Annotated in this window: 24 protein-coding genes and 1 other annotated feature; of the genes, 17 read left to right on the top strand and 7 right to left on the bottom strand. The window is 44.7% G+C overall.

The window, feature by feature from the left end; genetic code table 11:
* Positions 1-16 precede the first annotated feature (16 nt).
* From BV11031_RS02595 to BV11031_RS02625, 7 genes are all read left to right on the top strand, one after another.
* Positions 17-994 (top strand): ABC transporter permease, encoded by a 978-nt coding sequence (locus BV11031_RS02595; protein WP_010329527.1) that lies wholly within the window; start codon positions 17-19, stop codon positions 992-994.
* Between the two features lie 14 nt (positions 995-1,008).
* Complete coding sequence (ytrE, locus tag BV11031_RS02600; RefSeq protein ID WP_010329528.1) at positions 1,009-1,704, top strand: ABC transporter ATP-binding protein YtrE; 696 nt, start codon at positions 1,009-1,011, stop codon at positions 1,702-1,704.
* Positions 1,694-3,004 carry an ABC transporter permease YtrF gene (gene ytrF, locus BV11031_RS02605; protein ID WP_010329529.1) on the top strand — a complete coding sequence of 437 codons (1,311 nt, stop codon included), beginning with the start codon at positions 1,694-1,696 and terminating at the stop codon, positions 3,002-3,004. Before ytrE ends, ytrF begins: the two co-directional genes overlap by 11 nt.
* 96 nt (positions 3,005-3,100) lie before the next feature.
* Positions 3,101-3,796 carry a two-component response regulator BceR gene (gene bceR / locus BV11031_RS02610; RefSeq protein ID WP_010329530.1) on the top strand — a complete coding sequence of 232 codons (696 nt, stop codon included), beginning with the start codon at positions 3,101-3,103 and terminating at the stop codon, positions 3,794-3,796.
* Positions 3,789-4,793, top strand: a complete 1,005-nt coding sequence (locus tag BV11031_RS02615) for a HAMP domain-containing histidine kinase (RefSeq protein ID WP_010329531.1) — start codon at positions 3,789-3,791, stop codon at positions 4,791-4,793. Before bceR ends, BV11031_RS02615 begins: the two co-directional genes overlap by 8 nt.
* A 101-nt stretch (positions 4,794-4,894) precedes the next feature.
* Positions 4,895-5,656 carry a bacitracin ABC transporter ATP-binding protein BceA gene (bceA, locus tag BV11031_RS02620; protein WP_010329532.1) on the top strand — a complete coding sequence of 254 codons (762 nt, stop codon included), beginning with the start codon at positions 4,895-4,897 and terminating at the stop codon, positions 5,654-5,656.
* A complete protein-coding gene (locus tag BV11031_RS02625; protein ID WP_010329533.1) occupies positions 5,646-7,586 on the top strand; it encodes an ABC transporter permease in 1,941 nt (646 codons plus the stop codon). Before bceA ends, BV11031_RS02625 begins: the two co-directional genes overlap by 11 nt.
* 35 nt (positions 7,587-7,621) lie before the next feature.
* On the opposite strand, the gene BV11031_RS02630 is transcribed toward BV11031_RS02625, so the two are convergent.
* On the bottom strand, positions 7,622-8,362 hold the full coding sequence (locus tag BV11031_RS02630) for an LMBR1 domain-containing protein (protein ID WP_010329534.1): 741 nt from the start codon (positions 8,360-8,362) through the stop codon (positions 7,622-7,624).
* Positions 8,363-8,550: 188 nt separating this feature from the next.
* On the opposite strand from BV11031_RS02630, the gene BV11031_RS02635 reads away from it, so the two are divergent.
* The gene (locus tag BV11031_RS02635; RefSeq protein ID WP_010329535.1) at positions 8,551-9,744 is read left to right on the top strand and encodes an MDR family MFS transporter; all 1,194 of its coding nucleotides are present in this window, start codon (positions 8,551-8,553) and stop codon (positions 9,742-9,744) included.
* Positions 9,745-9,775: 31 nt separating this feature from the next.
* On the opposite strand, the gene ytvA is transcribed toward BV11031_RS02635, so the two are convergent.
* On the bottom strand, positions 9,776-10,561 hold the full coding sequence (gene ytvA / locus BV11031_RS02640) for a YtvA family blue-light photoreceptor (protein ID WP_010329536.1): 786 nt from the start codon (positions 10,559-10,561) through the stop codon (positions 9,776-9,778).
* A gap of 393 nt (positions 10,562-10,954) precedes the next feature.
* Here ytvA and BV11031_RS02645 point away from each other — a divergent pair, with 393 nt between their 5' ends.
* The 3 genes from BV11031_RS02645 (at position 10,955) to BV11031_RS02655 (ending at position 14,558) form a co-directional block, all read left to right on the top strand.
* Complete coding sequence (locus BV11031_RS02645; RefSeq protein ID WP_026014487.1) at positions 10,955-11,290, top strand: DUF4257 domain-containing protein; 336 nt, start codon at positions 10,955-10,957, stop codon at positions 11,288-11,290.
* A gap of 103 nt (positions 11,291-11,393) precedes the next feature.
* Positions 11,394-11,608 (top strand) — a binding site (T-box leader).
* 109 nt (positions 11,609-11,717) lie between these two features.
* Positions 11,718-14,132 (top strand): leucine--tRNA ligase, encoded by a 2,415-nt coding sequence (gene leuS / locus BV11031_RS02650; protein ID WP_010329538.1) that lies wholly within the window; start codon positions 11,718-11,720, stop codon positions 14,130-14,132.
* Between the two features lie 114 nt (positions 14,133-14,246).
* Positions 14,247-14,558, top strand: coding sequence for a rhodanese-like domain-containing protein (locus BV11031_RS02655; protein WP_010329539.1), 312 nt, complete (start codon positions 14,247-14,249; stop codon positions 14,556-14,558).
* 23 nt (positions 14,559-14,581) lie between these two features.
* On the opposite strand, the gene melA is transcribed toward BV11031_RS02655, so the two are convergent.
* From melA to BV11031_RS02680, 5 genes are read right to left on the bottom strand one after another with little or no spacing between them, the layout of a single operon-like run.
* A complete protein-coding gene (melA, locus tag BV11031_RS02660) occupies positions 14,582-15,880 on the bottom strand; it encodes an alpha-galactosidase MelA (RefSeq protein WP_010329540.1) in 1,299 nt (432 codons plus the stop codon).
* Positions 15,881-15,899: 19 nt separating this feature from the next.
* Positions 15,900-16,730, bottom strand: coding sequence for a carbohydrate ABC transporter permease (locus tag BV11031_RS02665; RefSeq protein ID WP_010329541.1), 831 nt, complete (start codon positions 16,728-16,730; stop codon positions 15,900-15,902).
* On the bottom strand, positions 16,727-17,638 hold the full coding sequence (locus BV11031_RS02670; RefSeq protein ID WP_010329542.1) for a carbohydrate ABC transporter permease: 912 nt from the start codon (positions 17,636-17,638) through the stop codon (positions 16,727-16,729). Before BV11031_RS02670 ends, BV11031_RS02665 begins: the two co-directional genes overlap by 4 nt.
* Positions 17,635-18,912, bottom strand: a complete 1,278-nt coding sequence (locus BV11031_RS02675; RefSeq protein WP_010329543.1) for an ABC transporter substrate-binding protein — start codon at positions 18,910-18,912, stop codon at positions 17,635-17,637. The genes BV11031_RS02670 and BV11031_RS02675 overlap by 4 nt, the downstream gene beginning before the upstream one ends.
* A 33-nt stretch (positions 18,913-18,945) precedes the next feature.
* Positions 18,946-19,980, bottom strand: a complete 1,035-nt coding sequence (locus BV11031_RS02680) for a LacI family DNA-binding transcriptional regulator (protein WP_010329544.1) — start codon at positions 19,978-19,980, stop codon at positions 18,946-18,948.
* A 217-nt stretch (positions 19,981-20,197) separates the two neighbouring features.
* On the opposite strand from BV11031_RS02680, the gene BV11031_RS02685 reads away from it, so the two are divergent.
* The 6 genes from BV11031_RS02685 (at position 20,198) to bioD (ending at position 25,813) form a co-directional block, all read left to right on the top strand.
* The gene (locus BV11031_RS02685; RefSeq protein ID WP_010329545.1) at positions 20,198-21,097 is read left to right on the top strand and encodes a dienelactone hydrolase family protein; all 900 of its coding nucleotides are present in this window, start codon (positions 20,198-20,200) and stop codon (positions 21,095-21,097) included.
* 53 nt (positions 21,098-21,150) lie between these two features.
* Positions 21,151-21,651, top strand: a complete 501-nt coding sequence (locus BV11031_RS02690; protein WP_010329546.1) for a hypothetical protein — start codon at positions 21,151-21,153, stop codon at positions 21,649-21,651.
* 198 nt (positions 21,652-21,849) lie between these two features.
* Positions 21,850-22,626, top strand: coding sequence for a 6-carboxyhexanoate--CoA ligase (bioW, locus tag BV11031_RS02695; RefSeq protein WP_010329547.1), 777 nt, complete (start codon positions 21,850-21,852; stop codon positions 22,624-22,626).
* On the top strand, positions 22,616-23,962 hold the full coding sequence (bioA, locus tag BV11031_RS02700) for an adenosylmethionine--8-amino-7-oxononanoate transaminase (protein WP_129550678.1): 1,347 nt from the start codon (positions 22,616-22,618) through the stop codon (positions 23,960-23,962). The genes bioW and bioA overlap by 11 nt, the downstream gene beginning before the upstream one ends.
* The gene (gene bioF / locus BV11031_RS02705) at positions 23,952-25,121 is read left to right on the top strand and encodes an 8-amino-7-oxononanoate synthase (RefSeq protein WP_010329548.1); all 1,170 of its coding nucleotides are present in this window, start codon (positions 23,952-23,954) and stop codon (positions 25,119-25,121) included. The genes bioA and bioF overlap by 11 nt, the downstream gene beginning before the upstream one ends.
* Positions 25,118-25,813 (top strand): dethiobiotin synthase, encoded by a 696-nt coding sequence (gene bioD, locus BV11031_RS02710; protein WP_010329549.1) that lies wholly within the window; start codon positions 25,118-25,120, stop codon positions 25,811-25,813. Before bioF ends, bioD begins: the two co-directional genes overlap by 4 nt.
* The last annotated feature ends 2 nt before the right edge of the window (positions 25,814-25,815 follow it).

A 25,815-nucleotide genomic window follows, 5' to 3' on the forward strand; every position in this document is an offset into this window, starting at 1 on the left:
TTTGGAGGGAAGTGATGTGCCGGATTCCGGGTTGTTTTATAAAGAGTGGAAGCAAAATAAAGCGCTGCTACTCATGATTTTTTTGGTATTTATGCTTAGCAATCCTTTTACTATTTTAGAGACGTACATTTCATATCAAGGCTGCGTTGCTCATCAGAACGATTGGGGCGGATCCTGTGTATTTACGATTAACTATTTAAACGGCACATTTATGTCATTGTTTTGGATTTGGGGTGTCGTTTTGGCGGTCAGCCAGCTTGGGATTGAACGAAGCAAGAGCTTGTTTGATTTTACATTAAGCCTTCCCTATACACGCGGGCAGGTATTTAACGCGAAGTTTCTCACCGGCGGAATGGTGATTGTGATGCCACAGCTCGTAGGTTATCTTTTATCTGTTTTGCTGCTGGTGCTTTTGAAGCCTGAACAGGCTGTTTATTTTCATCACTACAGCTTGGGAATGGTCATTGTCAGCATGTTGGCTTATTCTTTGGTTATGGCTGGCGGAGCGCTGACAGGCCATGTTTTTGCACAGCTTTTGGTTTCATTTACCGCCACTATTTTACCTTTTTTATTCATTACTTTGCCTGCGATGAATATCGATATCCTTTTTGGCAGGAATGCGGCATTTTTAGACTTCCCTATACCAGAATGGATAAAGTATATATTTCCCATTACGTATGTTGTTCCAAACTGGGTTGATGATTCACCATATTATTTAGTGATTCCGGCTGTTATGAGCATAATTCTCTACATCATCGGGTACATCAGCTTCGTCAAACTGTCTAACGAGCGTAACGGATATTTCTTTTTGTGGAAAGCATTGGATCGCCCGGTGCAAGTGATCGTCATTATCATTGGCATTTTAGGCTTCGGCTGTTTTGGATATGCAGTAAGCGAAAGCTTTGCCGGCTACCTATTTGGCATGGCTGCAGGTGCTGTGATCGGTTTCTTCATCAGTTATTTTGCGATTTATAAAAAAACAAAACATGTGTAAGGGAGAGAGAAAATATGATTGATGTTCAGCATATCGACCATTCTTTCACGATCGGGAAAAAGGGCCGTGAGAATGAAGTTCCAGTATTAAAGGATGTGTCATTAAGCGTGGCCAAAGGTGAAATCGCCTGTATTGTCGGGCGAAGCGGTTCAGGAAAATCAACGCTTTTGAATTTGATTTCCGGCTACATATCGCCGACAAAAGGGCGGATTGTCATTAATGGCACTGATGTGACGGGCTTTAATGAAAAGGAATGGGCTCAGTTCCGCCTTGAACATTTTGGGTTCATTTTTCAAAGCTTTCAGCTTATTCCGGGGCTAACGACGTATGAGAATGTTGAAATGCCGCTGGCGTTAAAAGGGATCAAACCGTCTGAGCGCAAGCAAAAGGTGCAGGACATGCTGAAACGCGTCGGCTTGGATAACCACGCTCTTCATTATCCAAACGAACTTTCAGGCGGCCAGCAGCAGCGTGTCAGTATTGCACGGGCATTGATTTTAAATCCATCTATCATTTTAGCCGATGAGCCGACGGGAAGCCTCGATTCAGAAACGGAGCAGGAAGTATTGGATTTGATTCAGCAGCTGAACCGCGAGCGGGGCATTACATTTGTGATCATCACCCATGATGATGAAGTTGCTTCTATCGGACATTCAAAATTTCAGCTTCATGACGGTGTGTTAAAAGGGGGAATTACTGTTGAGGTTTAAGGATCAGGTTCATTTTATCAGAAGAAATATGAAGAAAAACAGATTGCGTGTCTTTATGACCATTCTTGCGACAACAATGGCGTGTGCGTTTTTGGTTGTGCTGTCGTCGGTTGGATTTGGGATTCAAAAGACAATTACTGATATGACAATGAGCCAGCAGATTGTAACGAAAGTCAGTGTAATGGGCAAGGAAGGGGATAAGCCTATTAAAAAAGCTGATTTAGAGAATTATGACCACGTAAGGTCAGTTGTAGAAAGAACGCAAGTGTATGAACCAAACAAAGCAACTTTAGGCAATCGTACAAATGAAAGCTCTAATCTCATCTTTACCAATATGAACGATGAATTAAAGGCCAATATGGAGTTGGAAAAAGGAAGAGTCGCAAAGTCGGAAAATGAAATCGTAGTAGGATACGACTTTGCAAAGAGATTATTGACGAAAAAAGAATCGGAAGAGTATAACAAAAAAATCGAGGAAGCAAAAGGAAACCCGGAAGATATAAAAGAACCAGAGGGCTATACAAAAGATATTCTGAACAAAACGATTGAATTAAGTGTATCAAAAACAGATCCTAAAACAGGGGATGTCGAAAAAACAAAAACATATGACTTTAAAATTGTCGGTATTACAAAAAAGCCATCTCAAGATTGGATGGAGGACTCAAACATTTTTATTAGTGATCAATTCAAGAAAGATTTTTCGGAATTCTTAGACTTCAAAGGCGGAAATGTTGAAACAAACATTGGCGTTTTTGCTGATAAATTTGAGAACGTGGAACAACTGACCAATGATCTGACAGATGACGGATACTATGTAACCTCAGTGACTACCGAGCTTGAGGGAGCCAACACCTTCTTCATGGTCTTCAAAATCGGCTTGATCTTTGTCGGGTGTATTGCTGTTATTATCTCAGCAATCGGCATTTTTAACACGATGACGATGGCAGTTACTGAAAGAACGCAGGAGATCGGGATTATGAAAGCGATTGGGGCAAGTCCGTCCATCATTCGCCGAATGTTCTTGATGGAAAGCGCGTATATCGGAATTTTAGGCTGTGTGATTGGGATTATCATTTCTTACGGCGTAAGCTTCCTTGTCAATCTGGCTGTTCCAATGATTCTCGCGGCGACAAGCGGAAGCGATGCGGGCGATTTGAATTACACCTTTTCCTACATCCCGGCCAGCCTTGTGATCATCGCAGTTGTGATTTGCGGAGGGGTAGCGGTGATTTCCGGGATGAACCCGGCGAGAAAAGCGACCAAAACCAACGTGCTGACAGCGTTAAGAAGAGAATTATAAGATGTGTGAGCCGGCTGAGACAGCCGGCTTTCTCTATAGCGTATGCGGGTGTTTTGCTATACACTTGATAAAAAAGGAAAAAGTGCGGTGAGTCGATTGTTTAAACTTTTGCTGATTGAAGATGATGAATCGCTGTTCCATGAAATGAAGGATCGTTTAACGGGATGGTCCTATGATGTATACGGCGTTCAGGATTTCGGTCAAGTCCTTCAGGAATTTGCGGCGGTTAAGCCTGATTGTGTCATTATTGACGTCCAGCTGCCTAAATTTGACGGGTTTCATTGGTGCCGGCTGATCCGCTCCCGGTCAAATGTTCCGATTCTCTTTCTATCCTCTCGTGACCATCCTGCTGATATGGTGATGTCGATGTCGCTCGGAGCCGATGACTTTATTCAAAAGCCGTTTCATTTTGACGTGCTGATTGCGAAAATCCAAGCGATTTTTCGGCGCGTGTATCATTATAATACGGAGCCAAGCGCGGTCAAAACATGGTGCGGAGCTGCCGTAGACGCAGAGCAGAACCTCGTCAGCAATGACAAAGGCTCTGTTGAACTGACGAAAAACGAAATGTTCATTCTGAAACAATTAATAGAACAAAAAAACAAGATTGTCAGCCGGGAAGAGCTGATCAGAAGCTTGTGGAACGATGAGCGTTTTGTCAGTGATAATACGCTGACCGTCAATGTCAATCGCCTGCGAAAAAAACTGGACGCCCTGCAGCTTGGCACATATATCGAGACGAAAGTCGGCCAAGGCTACCTGGCGAAAGAAGAGGATCATTTCTATGATTAAAGCATTCCTCACTGAAAGGCGAAGCTGGATTGCCGCGTTTTTATTCCAGCAGGTTTTGATATTGTTCGTTGCTTTTGTGGATTCCTCCATTTCATTTCAAAGTGTTCTTTATATAGTATATTTGTGTGTCTTGTTTTTTATCATCTTCCTTTGGTTCCGCTATCGGAAAGAGACGGCGTTTTATAAAAGCTTGAAGACGTGGGAGAACAATCTTGATGTGACGGCGATAAATGAACCAGAAACGCCGTTTGAATCAGTGGTTGAACGAAGCATTACCGGACAAACGGAGCATTTGAAACAAACCGCTGCCCGGCATCGCTTGGCATTAGAAAATGAAAAAGATGAGTTGATGGCATGGATTCACGAGGTCAAAACTCCATTGACAGCGATGCATTTACTCATCGATAGAATGGAAGACCATGATTTGAAATCCCAGCTGTCATATGAATGGCTGCGTATTCACCTGCTTCTTGACCAGCAGCTTCATCAAAAGCGCATGTCATTTATTGAAAATGATCTGTCTGTAGAATGCATTCAGCTTCAGCCCATCATTTTTAAGGAAATCAAAGATTTACAGTCGTGGTGTATCCAAAAAGGGGTCGGCTTTGACATTCAGCTGGAGGCTGAGGAAGTGCTGAGCGACGCAAAATGGCTGGCGTTTATCATTAGGCAGCTGCTGACAAACGCAGTGAAATACAGCGAAGCCTCCGACATTGAAATCAAAAGCGTTCAAAAAGGGGAACGGACGCAGCTTGAAGTGAAGGACTTTGGCAGGGGCATTGATCTCAAAGATGTGCCCCGCATTTTTGATAAAGGATTTACATCCACAACGGACCACCATGATCAAGGGTCCACTGGCATGGGGCTGTACTTGGCGAAAAAAGCCGCGGCCCCGTTAATGATCCATATTGATGTGCGTTCGGAGTCCGGTGCGGGAACGGTTTTTACATTAACTTTCCCCAAACGGAATCAATTTGAACGAGTCATAGGCGTGTGACGAAAATGTCACATGCTTTTCTTTTTTGTTCGCCGTATCGAAGGAAATGCCCGGCAATCCTTTTTATAATGAGAGTATCCAATATAAAGGAGATTATAGGAATGATGATCTTACAAGCGAATAAAATTCGAAAAAGCTATGGAAACAAGCTGAATAAACAAGAAGTGCTCAAAGGCATTGATATTCATATCCAAAAAGGTGAATTTGTCAGTATTATGGGGGCGTCAGGTTCTGGGAAAACCACCTTGCTCAATGTTCTGTCCTCCATTGATCAGGTCAGTGACGGGACCATTGATATTAACGGAAATGAGATGACGTCAATGAAGGAAAAGCAGCTGGCTGAATTCAGAAAACAGCATTTAGGCTTTATCTTTCAAGATTACAATCTGCTGGATACGTTGACAGTAAAAGAGAATATCCTCCTGCCATTGTCGATTACAAAAATGCCAAAAAGCGAAGCCGTTCGCAAGTTCGAAGAGGTGGCGAAAGAGCTGGGTATTTATGAACTCCGTGATAAGTACCCAAATGAAATTTCCGGCGGCCAGAAGCAGCGCACATCTGCCGCGAGAGCGTTTATTCATGAACCGAGCATTATTTTCGCAGATGAGCCGACGGGCGCGCTTGATTCAAAATCAGCCTCTGATCTATTAAATAAGCTAAGCCAGCTCAATCAGAAACGCAACGCTACGATTATCATGGTCACCCATGATCCTGTCGCCGCCAGCTACTGCGGAAGAGTGATTTTTATGAAGGACGGGCAAATGTATACACAGTTAAATAAAGGAGGCCAAGACAGACAAGCGTTTTTCCAGGACATCATGAAAACGCAAGGCGTGTTAGGCGGGGTGCAGCATGAACATTAATCAGCTCATCCTAAGAAATTTGAAAAAGAATCTCCGCAATTACTATTTGTATGTATTTGCGCTGATCTTTAGCGTGGCGCTTTATTTCGCCTTTGTCACACTCCAGTATGACCCTGCGATTGATGAAGTAAAGGCTTCAATCAAGGGAGCCGCGGCCATTAAAACCGCTTCGATTTTGCTTGTGTTCGTGGTGGCGATTTTCATTTTATATGCCAATACGATTTTTATTAAGAGACGGAGTAAAGAAATCGGGCTGTTTCAATTAATTGGAATGACCAAACATAAAATCTTTCGTCTCTTAAGTGCGGAAAATATCATGCTGTATTTCGGTTCCTTAGCGATCGGGGTATTGGCCGGATTTTCGATATCAAAGCTAGTCCTGATGATTCTGTTTAAAATTGTCGATGTCAAAGCTGATGCGAAACTCCATTTTTCCGGGCAAGCCTTGATCCAAACGATCATTGTGTTCTGCGGCATTTACCTTTTGATTATGATCATGAATTATACGTTTATCAAAAAACAAAGTATTTTATCTTTGTTTAAAGTGACCTCTTCGACTGAAGATCAAGTGAAGAGAATATCATTTTTCCAGATGCTGATCGGCGCTTTAGGCATCGTGCTGATTTTGACGGGATACTATGTGTCTTCTGAGCTGTTTGGCGGTAAATTTAAGACCATGAATGAACTGTTCGGCGCGATGAGCTTTATTCTGGGGGCCGTCATTGTCGGAACGTTTCTCTTCTATAAAGGCTCGGTGACCTTTATCTCGAATATCATCCGAAAAAGCAAGGGCGGCTACTTACGTATCTCTGAAGTTCTGTCACTGTCATCGATCATGTTCAGAATGAAATCAAACGCGCTGCTATTGACCATTATTACGACCGTTTCAGCGCTTGCCATTGGGTTGCTCTCACTTGCTTATATTTCGTATTACTCAGCTGAAAAGACCGCTGAACAAAATGTGGCCGCTGATTTTTCATTCATGAATGAGAAAGATGCCAAAACATTTGAAAGAAGTTTGAATGAACGCAACATTTCATATGTGAAGAAAGAAACCCCTTTCCTGCAAGCGAATGTGGACATTGCAAATATTATGGATGGAGACCCGAAGGAAATGCAGGGTGATCCCCATAACATGCAGCTTGCGGTTGTGAGTGACAAAGAGGTGGAACAGGTCGATGTGCCAGAAGGGGAAGCCTTTTTATCCGGATATAACGATCTTCTGCAAAAAATCATGGTATTAAAAGATTCAGGCAGCATGAAAGTGAAAAGCAAGCATAAGACGACATCTCTACAATACAAAGGGTTAAGGAAAGAATTTCTTCTCTCCTTTCCGTTTACAAGCGGGGGATTGCCCGCTGTCATAGTGGATGACAGCCTGTTTCAATATCTGAACAAAAATAAAGACCCCCATATTCAGCTGGCGCAATCTGAATGTATTGCCATCAATGTCAAGCATGAAGACCAGCTGGAAAAAGCGAATGAGCTATTTCAAAAGGTGAACAAAAAAGACCAGCATTTATCAAGGCTGGATGCAAGCATCGCACAAAAATCACTATTTGGTATCGTGATGTTCATCGTTGGCTTCTTAGGATTAACGTTTCTGATTACATCTGGCTGTATCCTTTATTTTAAACAAATGGGTGAGAGTGAAGATGAAAAACCAAATTATACGATTTTGAGAAAACTCGGGTTTACGCAAGGTGATCTGATGAAGGGGATACGCATCAAACAAATGTACAACTTCGGCATTCCGCTTGTTGTCGGCCTCTTCCACAGCTACTTTGCCGTCCAATCCGGCTGGTTCTTATTCGGATCAGAGGTGTGGGCGCCGATGATTCTGGTGATGGTGTTATACACCGCGCTCTACTCCATTTTTGGTTTTCTGTCCGTTCTTTATTATAAGAAAGTGATTAAATCGTCGTTGTGAAACAGGAAAAGCTCCAGAGGTGCTGGAGCTTTTCGTTATCGTTTTGGCGGCCTGTAACCGGCAGCTTCAGCTTCTTCCACTGAGCAAAACATTTCAGCCGGGTCGGTTGTCCGGTCATAGTATGTACTGCCCGGTGTGTGATAGATGCCGCTTTTGCTTCCTTTTATATTGCAGCCTTCTGCTGTGTCAGGTGTTTTGGTTTCATTCTTTGTATTGCCGGAAGAACTTCCAGCGGTTTCTTGTGAACTTGCAGTATGGCTTTTGGCCTCTTTTAATTGCTTTTCAAGCTGTGTTTTATCTTGCCGCAGTGTTTCATTTTCAGCTTTTACCGTTTTTGTATCTTCTTTGAGCTGTTTTTGATTTTCTTGAAGCTCTTTTATTTCTGCTTTTAATGTTTTTTGATTCTCTTTTCGTTCACTATTTTCTTTTTCAAGCTGCTGGAGTTTGTCTTGGTCTTTTTTGTGGTCCTTCAATGTCTTTGCTTCAGAGCTTGCTTCTTCATATTTTTTCTCAAGTGTTTTATGCTCTTTCGTAAGGCTTTGATACTCGGTGTTGAGCGCTGAATATTTTTTCTCGGCATTTGCTGCGGCAGCGTCAGGTTCTGTCAATGCTGCTCCGGTGAAGAGCAGCGCCAGGCCTCCAATCAAAAGCGGCCAAAAGAGTTTCTTTAAGAAACGTTGATCCTTTTTCAACACATATCCGATGAGATGATACAATCCATAGCCAAGTGCAATGAGACATGCAAGAAATCCTAATAACACTAAAGCCATTTCCATCATATTCCCCCTTTTTCTATTTATTGTACATTTTTCAAACCATATTTGTTAGATTTTTTCACGCTCATCAGTTGAAAAAAATGAGATAGACAGATAGAATAAATGTGCTATGATCACTCGATTTGTACGGAGCCGTTTTAGGTTTCGTTTTTTTCATGAGCTTTTTTAGGCGAGAAAGGGGGATGAGTATGCCGCGTGCTCTTAAAATTTTAGTCATTGGAATGTTTATTAATGTGACGGGTGCTTCTTTTTTATGGCCGCTTAATACGATTTATATCCATAATCATTTAGGAAAGTCATTAACAGTAGCCGGGCTTGTTTTGATGCTGAATTCAGGCGCCAGTGTGGCTGGGAATTTAAGCGGCGGTTTTTTGTTTGATAAAATCGGCGGCTTTAAATCGATTATGCTTGGAATTGCGATTACGTTAGCAAGCCTGCTGGGCCTTGTCTTTTTTCATGAGTGGCCGGCTTATATTGTGCTGCTGACGATTGTGGGTTTTGGTTCCGGTGTTGTTTTTCCGGCCAGTTACGCAATGGCTGGATCGGTGTGGCCTGAAGGAGGAAGAAAGGCGTTTAATGCGATTTATGTCGCGCAAAACGCGGGTGTGGCTGTCGGCTCAGCGCTTGGCGGTGTCGTGGCTTCTTTCTCGTTTTCATATGTATTTTTGGCGAATGCTGCATTATATCTGGCCTTTTTCTTTATCGTATATTTCGGATTTCGAAACATTCAGACGAAGGATGCGTCCCAAACGTCTGTGCTTGATTATGATGCTGTGAACAGCAAAGCGAAATTTGCCGCGCTCATCATATTAAGCAGCGGCTATGTACTCGGATGGCTGGCTTATTCTCAGTGGTCAACCACCATTGCTTCGTATACGCAAAGCATTGGAATTTCTCTTTCCTTATACAGTGTGCTGTGGACGGTTAACGGAATGTTAATTGTGTTTGGCCAGCCGCTTGTCAGCTTTGTGGTGAAAAAATGGGCGGAGTCGCTGAAAACGCAAATGGTCATCGGATTTATCATTTTTATTGTATCCTTCAGTATGCTGCTGACGGCAAACCACTTCCCGATGTTTCTGGCTGCAATGGTGATCCTGACCATCGGGGAAATGCTTGTCTGGCCTGCGGTGCCGACGATTGCCAACCAGCTTGCCCCTAAAGGGAAGGAAGGATTTTATCAAGGCTTTGTCAACAGCGCGGCGACAGGCGGCAGAATGATTGGTCCGTTGTTCGGCGGTTTGCTTGTCGATCACTTCGGCATTCAAGCTCTTGTGTTATCTCTTTTGGTTTTGCTGTTGATCAGTATTGCCACCACGCTTTTGTATGACAAACGAATAAAATCGGCTAAAGAAACAAATAAGCATGCATCAGTCTCTTCATAATAAAAGATCCCGCTGGATGAGCGGGATCTTTTTACATAATCGGAAGCACGCTAACGGCATCCTTTACATTTGAGTATGTTTGCAGTGATGAAAAATTGGCATCCAGTTTATTCATCTTCATGGCCAATTCGGGTTTAATGCCTGTAATGATTAATTCGGTTCCGGTCAATTTCAGCAAATGGCTCAGCTTGAAAATCTGATCGGCGGTTTGTTCATTTACTTGGGCCAGCCCTGATAAATCAATGATCAAATAATCATCTTTGGATGTTGATAAGATATTCGTCAATGTGCAAACGATGGAATTAAATCGTTCCTCCGTCAAGTTGCCGACTAGCGGAAGAGCTGAAATGCCGTTGCGAATCGGGACAATAGGCGTTGAAAGTGCAGTGATTTCTGTGAGGGAATCCTCGAGAAGCTTCTCATACTCTTTTTGCCGGGTGATGTCTTTTTGAATGCCGACAAAATAGGTCTTGCCTTCAATCTCTAGCGGGTCAATATTCAATTCATTCCAGAACATCGTCCCGTCTTTTTTATAGTTTTGGATTTGGACGGTAACCGGCTCTTTATTTTGTAAAGCGGTTTTAATGTTTTTTACTTCAGCGGGGTCGGTATGTTTCCCCTGTAAGAAGCGGCAGTTCTTTCCTAAAATCTCCTCGGCCTCATAGCCGGTCATTTGAACAAAGCCTTGGTTTACGTAGACAATCGGATTATCTTCAAGTGCGGGATCTGTAATGACCACACCGACTCGCGCGTGATCAAGCGCTTTTTTGATGACTTCCAGCTGTCCTTGTATTCCAAATGATTGAAAACTAGCCATATAATTCCCCCTTAGGCTGCCAGCTAACTGTGCAAAAGCCTGATATTCCCCTTTTTTTAATGAATTCTACAGTAACCGTAGCACAACACATGTTCTGATTCAAGCAAGCACAGTTTGTTGTTTGTCATTAAGGCTTGTCCTCGTATACACTAAAAATAAGAACAGAAATTGAACATATGAACGGAAGTAGCTAAATGAGTGACTAGGTCAATGTCACTGGGTGAAAAATGAATCTAATGCATCAAGCTTACCGATCATGTGTTCACATATAATGGAAGAAACAAGCTTTTTTCAGATTTGCCAGTATGTAGATATCGAAAATCATCGGAATCGTTTAAGGGGGCTGGATGGCCTGAAGTCGCTTTACGAAATAAGGGCTTTAGGAAGGTGATGATGAAGATGCTGCATCAGGTACTCATTGCTTGTGTAATTGGAGGAATCATGGGGATTCTCGGTCATGTGAAAAAGAGAGGCAGGCTGGAGAAGCCCAGAATGACGAAGCGGTTTATCTATCTTGGATTTTTGGAAGATTGGTTTATCGGAATGACGGCTTCCATTTTACTTGTATTATCCGCTGACCCCGATTCAGGAATTCAACTTGTCATCTTATCCATTATCTCAGGCTACGGCGGTGAAGCTGTTCTCAGAAGTTTTGACTTTGTGAGAGAACTGAACAGCGGCGGCGAATCGGCCGAGTCCAAACGTCAAACCAAAACTCCACCCGAATAATTGTCCTCAATCTTCGCCCGTTCAGGGTACATTCCCATTGTATACAAACCTGCTTGCACTTATGAACAGAATTCTATAAAATACAGTTAAGATTACGGTTGCGATAAGAACAATGAAGAGGAGCAGTAAGAAGCAGATATTGTTGCAGAGAGTTGACGGCTGGTGAAAGTCAATCAAATTTGTTTCCGAACTCACCTCAGAGTTGCAGCGGTGAAAAGCCGCTGACGCATAACTGCGTTAAAAGTATCAAGTGAGTGCGGCGCATGCCGCGCTAACGAGGGTGGTACCGCGGGAAAACGAAAGTCTCTCGTCCCTTTTAGGGATGAGGGAGTTTTTTTTAGTTTGGGAATATTCTGAATATAATTCTCTCCTTCCCGTCAATACTTGAACCATAAACGCCGTATTCAATCAGAAGGAGGTTTTTACTTTGAGTTTTCAGCACAAAGAGATAGAAAAGAAATGGCAGACATACTGGCTTGAAAACAAAACATTTGCCACTCTTGATCATAATGAAAAACAAAAATTTTACGCGCTGGACATGTTTCCTTATCCGTCTGGAGCGGGTTTGCACGTCGGCCATCCTGAAGGTTATACAGCCACGGATATCCTGTCCCGTCTGAAGCGCATGCAGGGCTATGATGTCCTTCATCCAATGGGCTGGGACGCATTCGGCTTGCCGGCTGAACAGTACGCGCTCGACACAGGGAACGATCCCGCTGTATTTACGAAGCAGAATATCGATAATTTCCGCCGCCAAATTCAGTCGCTTGGTTTCTCATATGACTGGGATCGTGAAATCAATACGACTGATCCTGAATACTATAAATGGACACAATGGATTTTCTTAAAGCTGTACGAAAAAGGCCTTGCTTACGTTGACGAAGTGCCTGTTAACTGGTGTCCTGCCCTCGGTACGGTTCTTGCCAACGAAGAAGTCATTGACGGCAAGAGCGAGCGAGGAGGCCACCCGGTAGAGAGACGGCCGATGAAGCAGTGGATGCTGAAAATTACCGCTTATGCGGACAGGCTTCTTGAAGACTTGGAAGAGCTTGATTGGCCGGAAAGCATCAAAGATATGCAGCGCAACTGGATCGGCCGTTCAGAAGGCGCGCACGTTCATTTTGCTGTAGATGGACATGATGAGTCCTTTACGGTGTTTACGACTAGACCAGATACGCTGTTTGGTGCTACATACACTGTGCTTGCCCCGGAACACGCGTTGGTGGAAACCATCACAACGGCTGATCAAAAAGAAGCTGTCGAAGCATATGTCAAAGACATTCAATCAAAAAGTGATTTGGAGAGAACTGATCTTGCGAAAACAAAGACAGGCGTTTTCACGGGAGCTTATGCGATCAATCCTGTAAACGGAGAAAAATTGCCGATCTGGATTGCCGATTACGTTCTTGCGTCTTACGGAACAGGTGCTGTTATGGCAGTTCCTGGGCACGATGAGCGTGATTTTGAATTCGCCAAAACGTTCGGCCTTCCAGTGAAGGAAGTTGTGAAAGGCGGAAATGTTGAGGAAGCAGCGTACACTGGCGACGGCGAGCATGTGAACTCTGATTTTCTGAACGGCCTTAACAAGCAGGAAGCGATTGAAAAAATAATCGCTTGGCTGGAAGAAACGAAAAACGGCGAGAAGAAAGTGACGTACCGTCTGCGCGACTGGCTCTTCAGCCGCCAGCGTTATTGGGGCGAGCCGATTCCGGTCATTCATTGGGAAGACGGAACATCAACGGCTGTGCCGGAAGAGGAGCTGCCGCTGATTTTGCCGAAGACGGATGAAATCAAACCGAGTGGAACAGGCGAATCACCGCTTGCGAACATAAAAGAGTGGGTGGAAGTCACAGACCCTGAGACAGGAAAAAAAGGTAGAAGAGAAACGAACACAATGCCGCAATGGGCGGGAAGCTGCTGGTATTTCTTGCGCTATATTGATCCGCACAACCCGGATCAGCTGGCATCACCAGAGAAATTGGAAAAATGGCTTCCGGTTGATATGTATATAGGCGGTGCAGAGCATGCCGTGCTTCACCTTCTGTATGCCCGCTTCTGGCATAAGTTCCTTTATGATATCGGTGTAGTGCCGACGAAAGAACCGTTCCAAAAGCTGTACAACCAAGGAATGATTCTCGGCGAAAACAACGAAAAAATGAGTAAATCTAAAGGGAACGTTGTCAATCCTGACGAAATCGTTGCTTCTCACGGCGCTGATACACTAAGATTGTACGAAATGTTCATGGGACCGCTTGATGCTTCAATCGCCTGGTCTGAATCAGGATTAGACGGCGCGCGCCGCTTCCTTGATCGTGTATGGCGCCTGTTTGTTGAAGAAAGCGGTGAGCTTAATGGCAAGATCGTTGAAGGCGCAGGTGAAACATTAGAGCGCGTATATCATGAAACGGTCATGAAAGTTACAGATCATTACGAAGGCCTTCGTTTCAATACGGGTATTTCCCAGCTGATGGTCTTTATTAACGAAGCTTATAAAGCGTCAGCGCTGCCAAAAGAATATATGGAAGGCTTCGTAAAGCTTCTTTCGCCAATCGCGCCTCACTTAGCGGAAGAGCTTTGGGAGAAGCTTGGCCATTCCGGTACGATTGCGTACGAAGCTTGGCCTGTATATGATGAAACAAAACTTGTGGATGATGAAGTTGAAATCGTTGTTCAGCTGAACGGAAAAGTAAAAGCGAAATTACAGGTTCCTGCCGATGCGACGAAAGAACAGCTGGAACAGCTTGCTCAAGCAGATGAAAAGGTCCAAGAGCAGCTTGAAGGCAAAACGGTTCGAAAAATCATCGCGGTGCCTGGCAAGCTAGTCAATATTGTGGCAAACTAAGCCTGAGAAAAAATCCCCTTTGCCAAAAGGGGTTTTTTCATCAGTCTCTAAATAGCAATCGCCCGGCTGACTTTGCTATACTGAACATGACCATTGTGAATAGGAGTGTTTTCTTTGGAAATAAAAGAAATCAGCACAGCCGCTTTAAAAGAAAAAATTGAGGCGGACGAAGAATTATATTTGATTGATGTCAGAGAAGATGAAGAGGTGGCGGAAGGCATGATCCCGCAAGCCGTTCATATTCGCATGGGGGATATTCCTGAAAAAATGGACTCCCTAGATAAAGACAAAGAGTACGTGTTTATCTGCCGCTCAGGAATGCGCAGCATGAATGTCTGCAGGTACTTGGATGAGCAGGGCTTTAAAACCGTCAACGTTGAAGGCGGCATGATGGCCTGGGAAGGCGAAACAAAACCAAAAAACTAGGGGAGAACGGTCCCCTAGTTTTTTTATTTATATTCCGGAATCCAATCGCCGTGTGCCGCGAATAAATCGTCACACATGGAGATGATGTCATTCATGGAAAGCTCCGCGCTTGTATGCGGATCAAGCATTGCGGCTTGGTAAACCGCTTCTTTTTTACGTGTGACAGCGGCTTCAATTGTCATCAGCTGTGTATTAATATTCGTCCGGTTTAAGGCTGCAAGCTGCTCAGGCAGTTCTCCGGCGAAGCACGGGGTGATTTTTTTTCTGTCGGCGACGCATGTCACTTCCACAACCGCTTTGGAAGGAAGATTGGTGATGAGTCCCGTATTCAAAACGTTTCCTCCGAAAGTGAACGGCTCGTTCGTTTCCATTGCTTCTATTATTCTTGAACCATATTCCTTTGAGCGTTCGTGCGTAAGGTTTTTATTATTGACGATATCATCCCGCATTTTCTCCCAATGTTGAATCTGTTTGACGCACCTTCTCGGATATTCGTCGAGCGGGATTTGCAGCTCGCTGATCAGCTCGGGATAGTTCCGCTTAATAAAGTATGGATGGTACTCTGCATTGTGTTCGGACGATTCCGTCACATAATAGCCGAACTTATCCATCAATTCAAACCGCACCATATCACGATGCTTTGTTTTTTGTTTTTCCTTCGCTCTCCTTTTGATTTCCGGGTAGAGATCTGCGCCGTCTTTTTTGACCTCTAGAAGCCAAGCCATATGATTGATGCCTGCGATGCGCTCCTCGATTCCGTCATGCTCCATTCCGAGTGATTTGAACAAATCCTTCGTACACACTTGAACACTGTGGCAGAGCCCGATGGTTTTGATATTGGTATAGCGGAGCATAGCGCCTGTAAGTGAGGCCATTGGATTTGTATAATTTAAAAACCACGCATCCGGGCACATGTCCTCCATATCTTTTGCGATATCAAATAAGACCGGGATGGTTCTGAGTGACCTGAAGATTCCGCCGATGCCGACTGTGTCGGCGATTGTCTGTCGCAGCCCGTATCGTTTAGGAATATCGAAATCTATGACTGTGCTCGGTTTATATCCTCCAACCTGGATCGCATTGATGACATAGCTTGCGTTCTGCAAGGCGAGTTTTCTGTCATCGTAGCTGTTGATGGCCACGCTTGGGTTATAGCGGTCTCTCAGATTTTCGAGCATGAGCTGGGATTCCTGCAGGCGCTTTGGATCAATGTCAAAAAGTGCGAATTCAAAGCCATTCAACGCTTCTGTTAACAAGCAGTCTCCCAAAACATTTTTGGCAAAAATAGTGCTCCCTGCACCGATAAATGTAATCTTTTTCATACTGATTCCTCCTCAAGTGTTATCCTTTTACTGCTCCAGATGACAGGCCGGCAATAAAGTATTTTTGCAGCGCCAAAAACAGAATAACCATAGGGAGCATCGCCATTAGCGCGGCTGCGGCAACTAAATGCAGATTGTTGGCGTTTTCTCCGAAAAACCCTGCCATGGCTACTGTTAATGTTTGAACCTTTTGATCTTGTAAAAAGAAAATCGCAAATTGATAGTCGTTCCATATGAAGACACAGGAAATAATACAGATGGTCGCAGTGATCGGCTTCAGCAGAGGAAACACGATCGTAAAAAAGATTTTCAGCATGCCTGCGCCATCTATTCTTGCGGCTTCTTCAAGCTCTTTCGGAATGGTCGAACGGATGAAGCCAGAATACAAGAATACCGTTAATGGCATATAAGCCGCTGTATTGATCAAAATGGCGATGGCGTGGGTATTGACCATTCCGGCATCCACCACCATTCGGTACAGAGGCACCATCGATGTTAATGGAGGGATGATCATGATGGAAATCAGCAAGACGAAAACGGCTCTATTCAGCTTCGTTTCCCGCCGGGCAAGCGGGTAGGCGGCAAGAGAGCCGAATATTATTAACAGCAAGGCAGAAAAACCTGTGATGATGATGGTGTTCATAAAAGAGTTTGCTAACGAAGCGCGCTCCCACGCTTCTGAAAAATTGTGAAAGGAGATGTCAGCTGGAAACAGCCATTTTGAACTGTAGTCTCCTTTTGCTTTTAATGAAGTAGTCAGAAGGATGTAAAAAGGAATAAAATGCGCACAGGCCACTATGGCGGCAAGAATCGTAATCATCCGCAATTTTTTTGAACGGACTGCATTCATGACATTTCCGTCTCCTTTCTTTTAAAGTACGCAAGCGCGCAGAAGCTGATGATCAAAATAACAAATGCCATAAATATGCCTTGTGTTGCGGCATAGCCGGCATCCTGCCGTTTGAAGTACAAATCATACATAAACGTGGACATGGATTGCGACGCATTTCCGGGGCCGCCTGCGGTAAGAGCGATAATGACATCAAACAGCTTTAAGCCTCCGATAATGTTGATGACCATATTAATTGTGATCGAGGGCATTAACAGCGGCAGCGTAATGCTGAAAAACTGCTGGCTTTGTTTCGCGCCATCCATTTGCGCAGCTTCATAGTAGTCTTTCGGAATGCTTTGCAGGCCGGCTAAGTAGACAACCATAGCAATCCCGACATATTGATACGTGTTAATCATGACAATGAGCCACGGGTTGAGCGATGGACTGGCGAGCGCATTGATCGGGCTGATGCCGAATACACCGAGCAAATCGTTAAGCGCGCCTCCGTCATAGGAGAAGAAAAAGTACCAAATATAGCCCATAATGAGCGGGCTGATCATCACCGGCAAATAGACAAATGTTCTCGTTACCGCTTTCATTTTGATGCTTTGATTCAAAAGCAGAGCGTACAAGAGCCCAACCACATTTTGAAAAAAAGTGCTGCCGAGCCCGTAAAGCAGCGTGTTTTTTAAGATGTGCCAAGTGTCGGGATCAGAAAACAGCCTTTCATATTGCGCGAATCCCACCCATTGGTAGACTTGTGAAAAGCCGTTCCAGTTTGTAAAGGTGATTAATGTCCCTTTCACAAACGGATAAATCATAAAGATCAGAACGGAGAGCAAAGCAGGAATATACATCCACCAAAGGGAGGACTGCTTTTTCGGCTTAACCTGTTTCACATGAACGTCTCTAGCGATCTCACTCATTGCTCTTCAGCTCCCTGTGTTTGCGATTGCTCCCGGAGTCGTTTGTATTCTCTTCCCAGCTTTTTCGAAATCTCTTGTGGCGTCAAAATGTCAGCCGCAAGCTCCTGCCCGACCGTGCCTAGGACATCCCACATTCCGTTTGGCAAGTATAAACGGTCGAAGTAAGGCTCGACTTTGACGTCTTGATAATGCTCGTAGTCGTTGGCGTAGAAAATATCAGCTTTCACATTGGTCAGCCCTGCTGGAAGCGATGTGGCTTCAGCCATTTGTTTGGCATTGGCGGGACGGGCCATAAATGCGATGAATTTTTTTGCTTCCTTTACGTGAGGGGAGTCTTTCCAGGCTGCAAGCGTGTAGCGTTCACCGCCAATCCATATCGGATCATCTCCGGCATGTATGGCAGGTGTCGGGATAATGCCAACCTTGACGTTCGGATTAATCTGGGCAACGTCTTGGCCAAGTGTGCCGCCTTGCATTGTAAAGGCGATTTTGTTTTGGGCCATTAATTCAATGAGCTGTGATTTTTTTGCGGTTACAGCGTCAATATTGATTAATTTTTCTTTCTGCATTTGTTTAAGGATGTCTGATAAATGAGTGAATTTGCTCCATTGAAACGTGCCGTTGATGAGCTGTTTTTTTTCATTATGGGCAGGATCTGTGATGAGAAGAGGTGTAGCGAATTGGTCGTAATATTGGGCGAATGAGCTTTTGTCATAGCCGGCAAACCAGAAGGGCACAATGCTGCCTTTGCTCTTTTCTTTGATCGTTCTCAGCGCTTTGATAAAGTCATCCATGGTTTCCGGCGGGTTAATGCCGTAACGGTCTAACATATTGCGGTTATACGCCAGCCCGTCTTTTGCCTGATTGATCGGATAAGCATACACCTTTCCGCTTTTACTTTTGAGGATGCTGTTTAAATTTGGATCGAGGTTTTGAGTCCATTCCATATCCCGGAGATCCGCTGTATATTCTCCGTACCTGATTTTTCCCCAGCCATGTGTATCGAATAGATCAGGCAAATCATTGGCTGCCATTCTGACACGCATCATATTTTCATAGTCATTGCCTGGGAAATGAAGACTGACACGGATGTCCCTGTGTTCCTTTTCAAACGCTTCCGCCAGTTTTCTGAACGTAGCTCTTTCGCTGTCCGTTGACATTGTAGAATAAATGGTTAACGTCTTTTTTGCGGGATTTGCTGAGCTTTTTTCTGCTGAGCAGCCGGGCAGAACAAGCAGAATGAGAGAGAGAAATAAAACAAAAGTGTGTTTCATCTGTTCCTCCTTATGATCATGATGAATATGTTCTTATGTCACCTCCTTAGCTGAAGATCCGCAGCTTTGTCTCACGATTAATGTTGTGGGCAAGGTAACGCGGTGAGGAAGCTTCCGGCCATTGAGGCGGTCAAGCAGCAGTTTTACGCCTGTTCGGCCCATTTCCTCTGTGTATACCTTCACCGTCGTTAAAGGCGTACTGGCAAATTCAGCTTCTTCAATGCCATTAAAACTGACGATCGCTGTATCGCGCGGCACTTGCAATCCGGCTTCCTGAAGCGCTTTTAACGCGCCGATCGCCATCGAATCACTGGCGATAAAGAATGCGTCCGGCAGATTGCCTGAAGCGATTGCTTGCTTCATCAGGCGATAACCCTCGCGCATGCTGTATTCTCCGACCAGCACATGCTCGGGCTGGGGGGCGGCGGAAGCTAAAAAGGCGGTCAGGCGTTTATCTTCAATGACTCTGCGAATGCTTTGGCCGTCCTTCAGCGTATGTTCTTTTTCCTGTCCGCCAATGTAGCCTAACCGTTTGTAACCTAGGCCGAAAAGGTGATCAATTGCTTGGTGTGAAGCGAATTCAAAATCAATACTGATAGAATCATATGCTTGCGGATCGGGTGAATGATTGATAAATACGGCATGCTCCAGCCTTCCGCTGATATGCTTAACCGCTTCATCATGAACACGGCCGATGACAATGACACCATCCAGTTCACGAAAGATATGCTCCTGAAAGGAACCGAGATGAATCCAATTCGTAATGAAAATTTCCTGTTCGAAGCATTCCTTTTCAATGCCTTTGCGAATCGAGGAAAAATAAGGGTCCTGCCTTTCTTGATCAAGGGGCAGACAGCTCAGCACGCCGATCAGCGGATGGGCCCGCTGTTTTTGCCCGCGGGTTTTCCGGCGTTTAGCAACCGTTTGATAGCCGAGCTCTTCTGCGATAGCGATGACCCTTTGCCTTGTTTCGCCTGCCACAGAAAGCGACTCATCTTCGTTCAAAATTCTGGAAACAGTTGCGCTGGAAACATTAGCTTTCATAGCGATATCTTTAATCCGAACCATAGGTATCCCTCTCATCTATTTTAGTAAAATGTTAACCCATCTGTTTTGATAAATTGATGCTATCACATGAAAGTAAGCGGTTACAACAGTTATTTTCAGAATATTTAATTATATTTACTGAATATTTAGTAAATGATTCAATTTGTTTTGGAAAAATAAAGGGGAAACCAGATTCATCTCGTAAATGTGAAGTAAGCGAATAAGGAAGGGTGAGAGAATGAGTATGGAAAGAAGAAAGCAGCTGTTTCGATTGCTTGGAGATTTGCCTGACAGGAGCGAAATCAGAACGGAGACATTGCGTACTGAAGAAAGAGAAGGAAACATCATTGAAACGCTCCTGCTCGATCTAAACGGACATGAAAAAGTGCCCGCTTATTTTGTGAAACCGAAGTCCGCAGAAGGGCCGTGCCCTGCCGTATTGTTTCAGCATTCGCACGGAGGCCAGTATGACAGAGGAAAAAGTGAATTGATGGAAGGAGCGGATTATTTGAAAGCGCCTTCTTTCGCTCGTGAACTGACTTCTCTCGGATACGGCGTACTTGCGATTGATCATTGGGGTTTTGGAGATCGGCGGGGAAAAACGGAAAGCGAGATGTTTAAAGAAATGCTTCTTACCGGAAGAGTGATGTGGGGCATGATGATTTATGACAGTGTAAGAGCGTTAGATTATATGCAGTCACGCCCTGATGTTCAGCCTGACAGAATCGGGACCATCGGCATGTCTATGGGAGGGTTGATGGCGTGGTGGACAGCGGCGCTTGATGGCCGGATTAAGGTGTGTGTGGATTTGTGCAGCCAGGTAGATCATCACGTGCTGATGAAAACGCAGAATCTTGACCGGCATGGTTTTTATTATTACGTCCCGTCGCTTGCAAAGCATTTTTCTGCCTCGGAGATCCAAAGCTTGATCGCGCCGCGCCCGCACCTTAGCCTTGTGGGTGTACACGACCGTTTAACGCCGGCTGAGGGTGTGAACAAAATCGAAAAAGAATTGGCAGCTGTGTATGCTGGACAGGGCGCTTCTGATTGCTATCGGGTGGTCCGTTCCGCTTCTGGCCATTTCGAAACGGCAGTGATGAGGCATGAAGCTGTGCAGTTTTTGCAAAAGTGGCTGTGACGTTTAGTGGAATTGGCAGAAAGACGCAGATATGATCGAAGGAAGTGGAACCGATGGAATTGCAAGACATTTTGGATTGGGCTTTCCGGCGGCATCTCAATCCATTAAGCTGGTATATTCGTCCCCTCTTTTTACTCGTATTGGTTTATGCTGCGTATCAGCGCAGCTGGAAAGGCATCATCATCATTTTTGTATTGATGATGAGCAGTATGGTCTGGTTTCCGGAACCTAAGAAGATCGATCTGCACATGCAAAAAGTGCTGGAATTCGAGCAAAAGCTGTTAGGCAGCCCGATCTCGGCTGTTTTAACAATTGCTTTCATGATGGTTTTTCTCGGTTTGATTTTGGCTGCTTTCTGGAAGCGGTCGCTTGTATATGGTTTCATCCTATTGAATGTGATACTTGTTGGGAAGGTGGCTTTGTCCTTATTTTTCACAGGTGAGAATGGCTGGGCGCCGTTAGGCAATACGGTTTTTGGGCTGTTGATGATAAATGGGATCGGCTTGTTTATCAAGTGTAGAAATCGAAAAAAACGCAGAGGAATAGACATCTAAGGCTAGGACCGTTTTCCTGTAAAACGGTTTTTTTTGCTCGTTTCAAGGACCAGCTCCAAACAAAATGAAGATTTCCTATATTGACAGAATCATATGGGAATAATAATATTCTAATTGTTAACTTTTTTTATATTAGGTTAACAATTAGAATGGGATGTGAGAGACGTTCTTCAGTTTTCAGTGAAAGGGCGAGAAGAGATGCAAGAAGAAATATTTTATAGTGTCAGAATGAGGGCTTCTATGAATGGATCTCATGAAGCCGGCGGAAAGCATATATCCGGCGGAGAGCGGCTTATTCCTTTCCATGAGATGAAGCGTACAGTCAATGCCTTATTAGAAAAAGGGTTATCACATTCAAGAGGAAAGCCCGATTTTATGCAAATTCAATTTGAAGAGGTTCATGAATCGATAAAAATCATTCAGCCATTGCCAGTGCAAACAAATGAAGTGAATTCCCCCCAAGAGGGACAAAAGCTTGCCCGATTGTTATTGGAAAGAGAAGGTGTTTCACGAGAAGTGATTGATAAAGCATATGAACAAATCCCTGAATGGTCGGGTGTCAGTGGAGCGGTTTTGTTTGATATTCACTCAGGCGAGCGGATGGACCAAACAAAAGGAAAAGGGGTGCGGGTCTCAAGAATGGATTGGCCGGACGCTAATTTTCAAAAATGGGCGCTTCGCTATCACGTGCCGGCACATTCAAGAATAAAAGAGGCCCTTGCACTTGCTTCTAAGGTTGGCGCGCATCCGGCAGCCGTCGCAGAATTATGCTGGTCAGATGACCCCGATTACATAACAGGCTACGTTGCAGGCAAGAAAATGGGCTATCAGCGTATTACAGCAATGAAAGAATACGGGAATAAAGAGGGCTGCCGCATCTTTTTTATTGATGGCTCTGAAGATGTCAACACGTACATACATGAACTGGAGAAACAGCCTATTTTGATAGAGTGGGAGGAAGACCATGATTCATGATTTGATAGAAAGCAGTAAAAAACACCTCTGGCTGCCGTTCACCCAAATGAAAGATTACGATGAAAATCCCTTAATCATTGAAAGCGGCAATGGAATCAAAGTCAAAGACATAAACGGCAAGGAATACTATGACGGTTTTTCTTCTGTTTGGCTTAATGTCCATGGGCACCGCAAAAAGGAATTAGATGACGCCATAAAAAAACAGCTCGGAAAAATCGCGCACTCCACGTTATTGGGCATGACCAACGTTCCTGCAACCCAGCTTGCCGAAACATTAGTCAACATCAGCCCAAAAAACCTCACGCGAGTGTTTTATTCAGACAGCGGTGCAGAAGCGATGGAAATCGCCCTGAAAATGGCGTTTCAATATTGGAAGAACATCGGAAGGCCTGAGAAACAAACATTTATCGCCATGAAAAATGGGTATCACGGTGATACGATTGGTGCCGTCAGTGTCGGTTCAATTGAACTGTTCCACCACGTATACGGGCCGTTAATGTTTGATAGTTACAAAGCGCCGATTCCTTACGTGTATCGCTCTGAAAGCGGCGATCCTGACGAGTGCCGTGATGAGTGCCTGCGAGAGCTTGAACAGCTACTCGAGGAACATCATGAGGAAATTGCCGCACTTTCCATTGAATCAATGGTTCAAGGAGCGTCTGGTATGATTGTGATGCCTGAAGGATATTTGGCGGGCGTGCGCGAGCTTTGTACAACATACGATGTCTTAATGATTGTTGATGAAGTCGCAACAGGCTTTGGCCGTACTGGGAAAATGTTTGCGTGCGAGCACGAGAATGTCCAGCCTGATCTGATGGCTGCCGGGAAAGGCATTACAGGAGGTTATTTGCCAATCGCCGTTACGTTTGCCACAGAAGACATCTATAAGGCATTCTATGATGATTATGATAACCAAAAAACCTTTTTTCACGGTCATTCCTATACGGGGAATCAGCTCGGCTGTGCGGTTGCCCTTGAAAATCTGCGGTTATTTGAATCTGAAAACATTGTGGAACAAGTTGCGGAAAAAAGTGAAAAGCTTCATTCCCTTCTTCAACATCTTCACGCTCTTCCCCACGTCGGCGACATTCGGCAGCTGGGCTTTATGTGCGGCGCAGAGCTTGTTCAGTCAAAGGAGACCAAAAAGCCTTACCCTGCTGATCGGCGTGTTGGTTACAAAGTTTCGCTTAAAATGCGGGAATTGGGCATGCTGACAAGGCCGCTGGGCGACGTGATTGCATTGCTGCCCCCTCTCGCCAGCACAGCAGAAGAGCTCGCGGAAATGGTTGCCATTATGAAACAAGCGATCGAAGAGGTTACCAGTCTTGAAGATTGACGCCTGGTTAAACGAGCGGTTAGACAGAGTAAAGGAAGCCGGCATATACCGCAACCTGCGGACAATGGATGGGGCTCCGATTCCGGAAAGGAACATTGAGGGAGAAAATCAAACGGTCTGGTCTTCAAACAATTATTTAGGACTGGCAAGCCATAGCCGCTTGATCTCTGCAGCCCAAGAAGCACTGCGGCAATTCGGGGCAGGAAGCAGCGGCTCCCGTTTAACGACAGGCAATTCGGTTTGGCACGAAAAGCTTGAAAAAAAGATCGCCGCCTTTAAACGGACGGAAGCGGCTTTACTGTTCTCGAGCGGTTATTTAGCCAATGTCGGTATCCTTTCATCATTGCCGGAGAAGGAAGATGTCATTTTAAGTGATGAACTCAATCATGCAAGTATCATCGATGGCTGCCGTCTGTCTAAGGCCGATACAATGGTTTATCCGCATATTGATATGGACGATCTTGAAAATAAGCTGAGAGAAACACAGCGCTATCAGCGGCGTTTTATTGTGACAGACGGAGTCTTCAGCATGGATGGCGCGATTGCCCCTCTTGATCATATCATCTCGCTTGCGAAACGCTATCATGCCTTCGTAATCGTTGATGATGCCCACGCTACAGGTGTTTTAGGTGATTCGGGGAGGGGAACGAGTGAATACTTTGGCGTTTGTCCTGACATTGTGGTTGGCACCTTAAGCAAAGCTGTTGGCACAGAGGGAGGGTTTGCCGCAGGTTCAGCTGTCTCCATCGACTTCTTGCTGAACCATGCCAGAACATTTATTTTTCAAACCGCTATTCCGCCAGCCAGCTGTGCAGCCGCTTATGAGGCTTTTAACATCATTGAAGCCGGCAGAGAAAAACGGAAGCGTTTATTTTCTTATATCAACATGGTCAGAACGGGTTTGACGAACATGGGCTACCTGGTGAAAGGGGCGCATACGCCGATCATTCCTGTGATCATCGGCGATCCCCGAAAAACGGTCACATTTGCTGAAAAGCTGGAGGACAAGGGGATTTATGCCCCTGCCATTCGGCCGCCGACCGTTGCGCCTGGTGAAAGCCGGATCCGATTAACCGTCACTGCTGACCACAGGATGAGTGATATTGATCATTTGCTGACATCATTTCATTCAATTGGAAAGGAGCTGCATATCATTTGAGAGGTTTTTTTGTGACAGGAACAGATACAGAAGTGGGGAAAACCGTTATATCCAGCGGTCTCGCCGCTTTAATGCGAGAACATAACAGAGATGTCGGGGTGTTTAAACCATTTTTAAGCGGTATTTCTCGGCATCATCCGGAAAGTGACACTAGTATCCTGAAAGAAACGTCACAGACGAGTCTTTCTCATGAAGATATTACGCCTTTTGCCTTCAAAGCGCCGCTTGCGCCATATGTCGCAGGGAAGCTGGAGGGAAAGGCTGTCATTATGGAAGAGGTCTTAAGCCATTGGGAGCGGATAAGAGAAACACATGAATGCTTCATCGCAGAAGGTGCGGGCGGTATTTCTGTGCCACTGGGAGAGGGTTTTTTAGTCAGCCATGTCATAAAAGCGCTGCAGCTTCCCATGATCATTGTGGCACGTCCTCATCTCGGAACCATTAACCATACTTTTTTAACGGTCCAATATGCAAAAAGCATGGGGCTCCCAATCGCCGGCATTGTCATCAATGGAATCAGTGATTCTCTTCATGATGATGAAAAAACCAATCCTGAGATGATTGAGCGCTTATGTGGTGTGCCGATTTTAGGGATTACGCCAAAGCTTGTCAACGTGACGAAAGAAACGGTTCTACAGATGGTAAAAGACCATATCAATCTATCATTATTGATGAATCAAGTGGGGGTATGAGA

Origin of the sequence: Bacillus vallismortis (assembly GCF_004116955.1) — a bacterium.
Taxonomy (GTDB): Bacteria; Bacillota; Bacilli; order Bacillales; family Bacillaceae; genus Bacillus; species Bacillus vallismortis.

Excerpts from the sequence above, each read along its gene's own strand:
- BV11031_RS02685 (WP_010329545.1), top strand. The coding sequence starts at position 20,198 with ATGAGTATGGAAAGAAGAAAGCAGCTGTTTCGATTGCTTGGAGATTTG.
- BV11031_RS02690 (WP_010329546.1), top strand. The coding sequence starts at position 21,151 with ATGGAATTGCAAGACATTTTGGATTGGGCTTTCCGGCGGCATCTCAAT.
- BV11031_RS02670 (WP_010329542.1), bottom strand. The coding sequence starts at position 17,638 with ATGAGTGAGATCGCTAGAGACGTTCATGTGAAACAGGTTAAGCCGAAA.
- BV11031_RS02630 (WP_010329534.1), bottom strand. The coding sequence starts at position 8,362 with ATGGAAATGGCTTTAGTGTTATTAGGATTTCTTGCATGTCTCATTGCA.
- bioW (WP_010329547.1), top strand. The coding sequence starts at position 21,850 with ATGCAAGAAGAAATATTTTATAGTGTCAGAATGAGGGCTTCTATGAAT.
- melA (WP_010329540.1), bottom strand. The coding sequence starts at position 15,880 with ATGAAAAAGATTACATTTATCGGTGCAGGGAGCACTATTTTTGCCAAA.
- BV11031_RS02680 (WP_010329544.1), bottom strand. The coding sequence starts at position 19,980 with ATGGTTCGGATTAAAGATATCGCTATGAAAGCTAATGTTTCCAGCGCA.
- BV11031_RS02635 (WP_010329535.1), top strand. The coding sequence starts at position 8,551 with ATGCCGCGTGCTCTTAAAATTTTAGTCATTGGAATGTTTATTAATGTG.
- bioA (WP_129550678.1), top strand. The coding sequence starts at position 22,616 with ATGATTCATGATTTGATAGAAAGCAGTAAAAAACACCTCTGGCTGCCG.
- bceA (WP_010329532.1), top strand. The coding sequence starts at position 4,895 with ATGATGATCTTACAAGCGAATAAAATTCGAAAAAGCTATGGAAACAAG.
- BV11031_RS02675 (WP_010329543.1), bottom strand. The coding sequence starts at position 18,912 with ATGAAACACACTTTTGTTTTATTTCTCTCTCTCATTCTGCTTGTTCTG.
- BV11031_RS02665 (WP_010329541.1), bottom strand. The coding sequence starts at position 16,730 with ATGAATGCAGTCCGTTCAAAAAAATTGCGGATGATTACGATTCTTGCC.
- BV11031_RS02625 (WP_010329533.1), top strand. The coding sequence starts at position 5,646 with ATGAACATTAATCAGCTCATCCTAAGAAATTTGAAAAAGAATCTCCGC.
- BV11031_RS02615 (WP_010329531.1), top strand. The coding sequence starts at position 3,789 with ATGATTAAAGCATTCCTCACTGAAAGGCGAAGCTGGATTGCCGCGTTT.
- BV11031_RS02645 (WP_026014487.1), top strand. The coding sequence starts at position 10,955 with ATGAAGATGCTGCATCAGGTACTCATTGCTTGTGTAATTGGAGGAATC.
- ytrE (WP_010329528.1), top strand. The coding sequence starts at position 1,009 with ATGATTGATGTTCAGCATATCGACCATTCTTTCACGATCGGGAAAAAG.
- ytvA (WP_010329536.1), bottom strand. The coding sequence starts at position 10,561 with ATGGCTAGTTTTCAATCATTTGGAATACAAGGACAGCTGGAAGTCATC.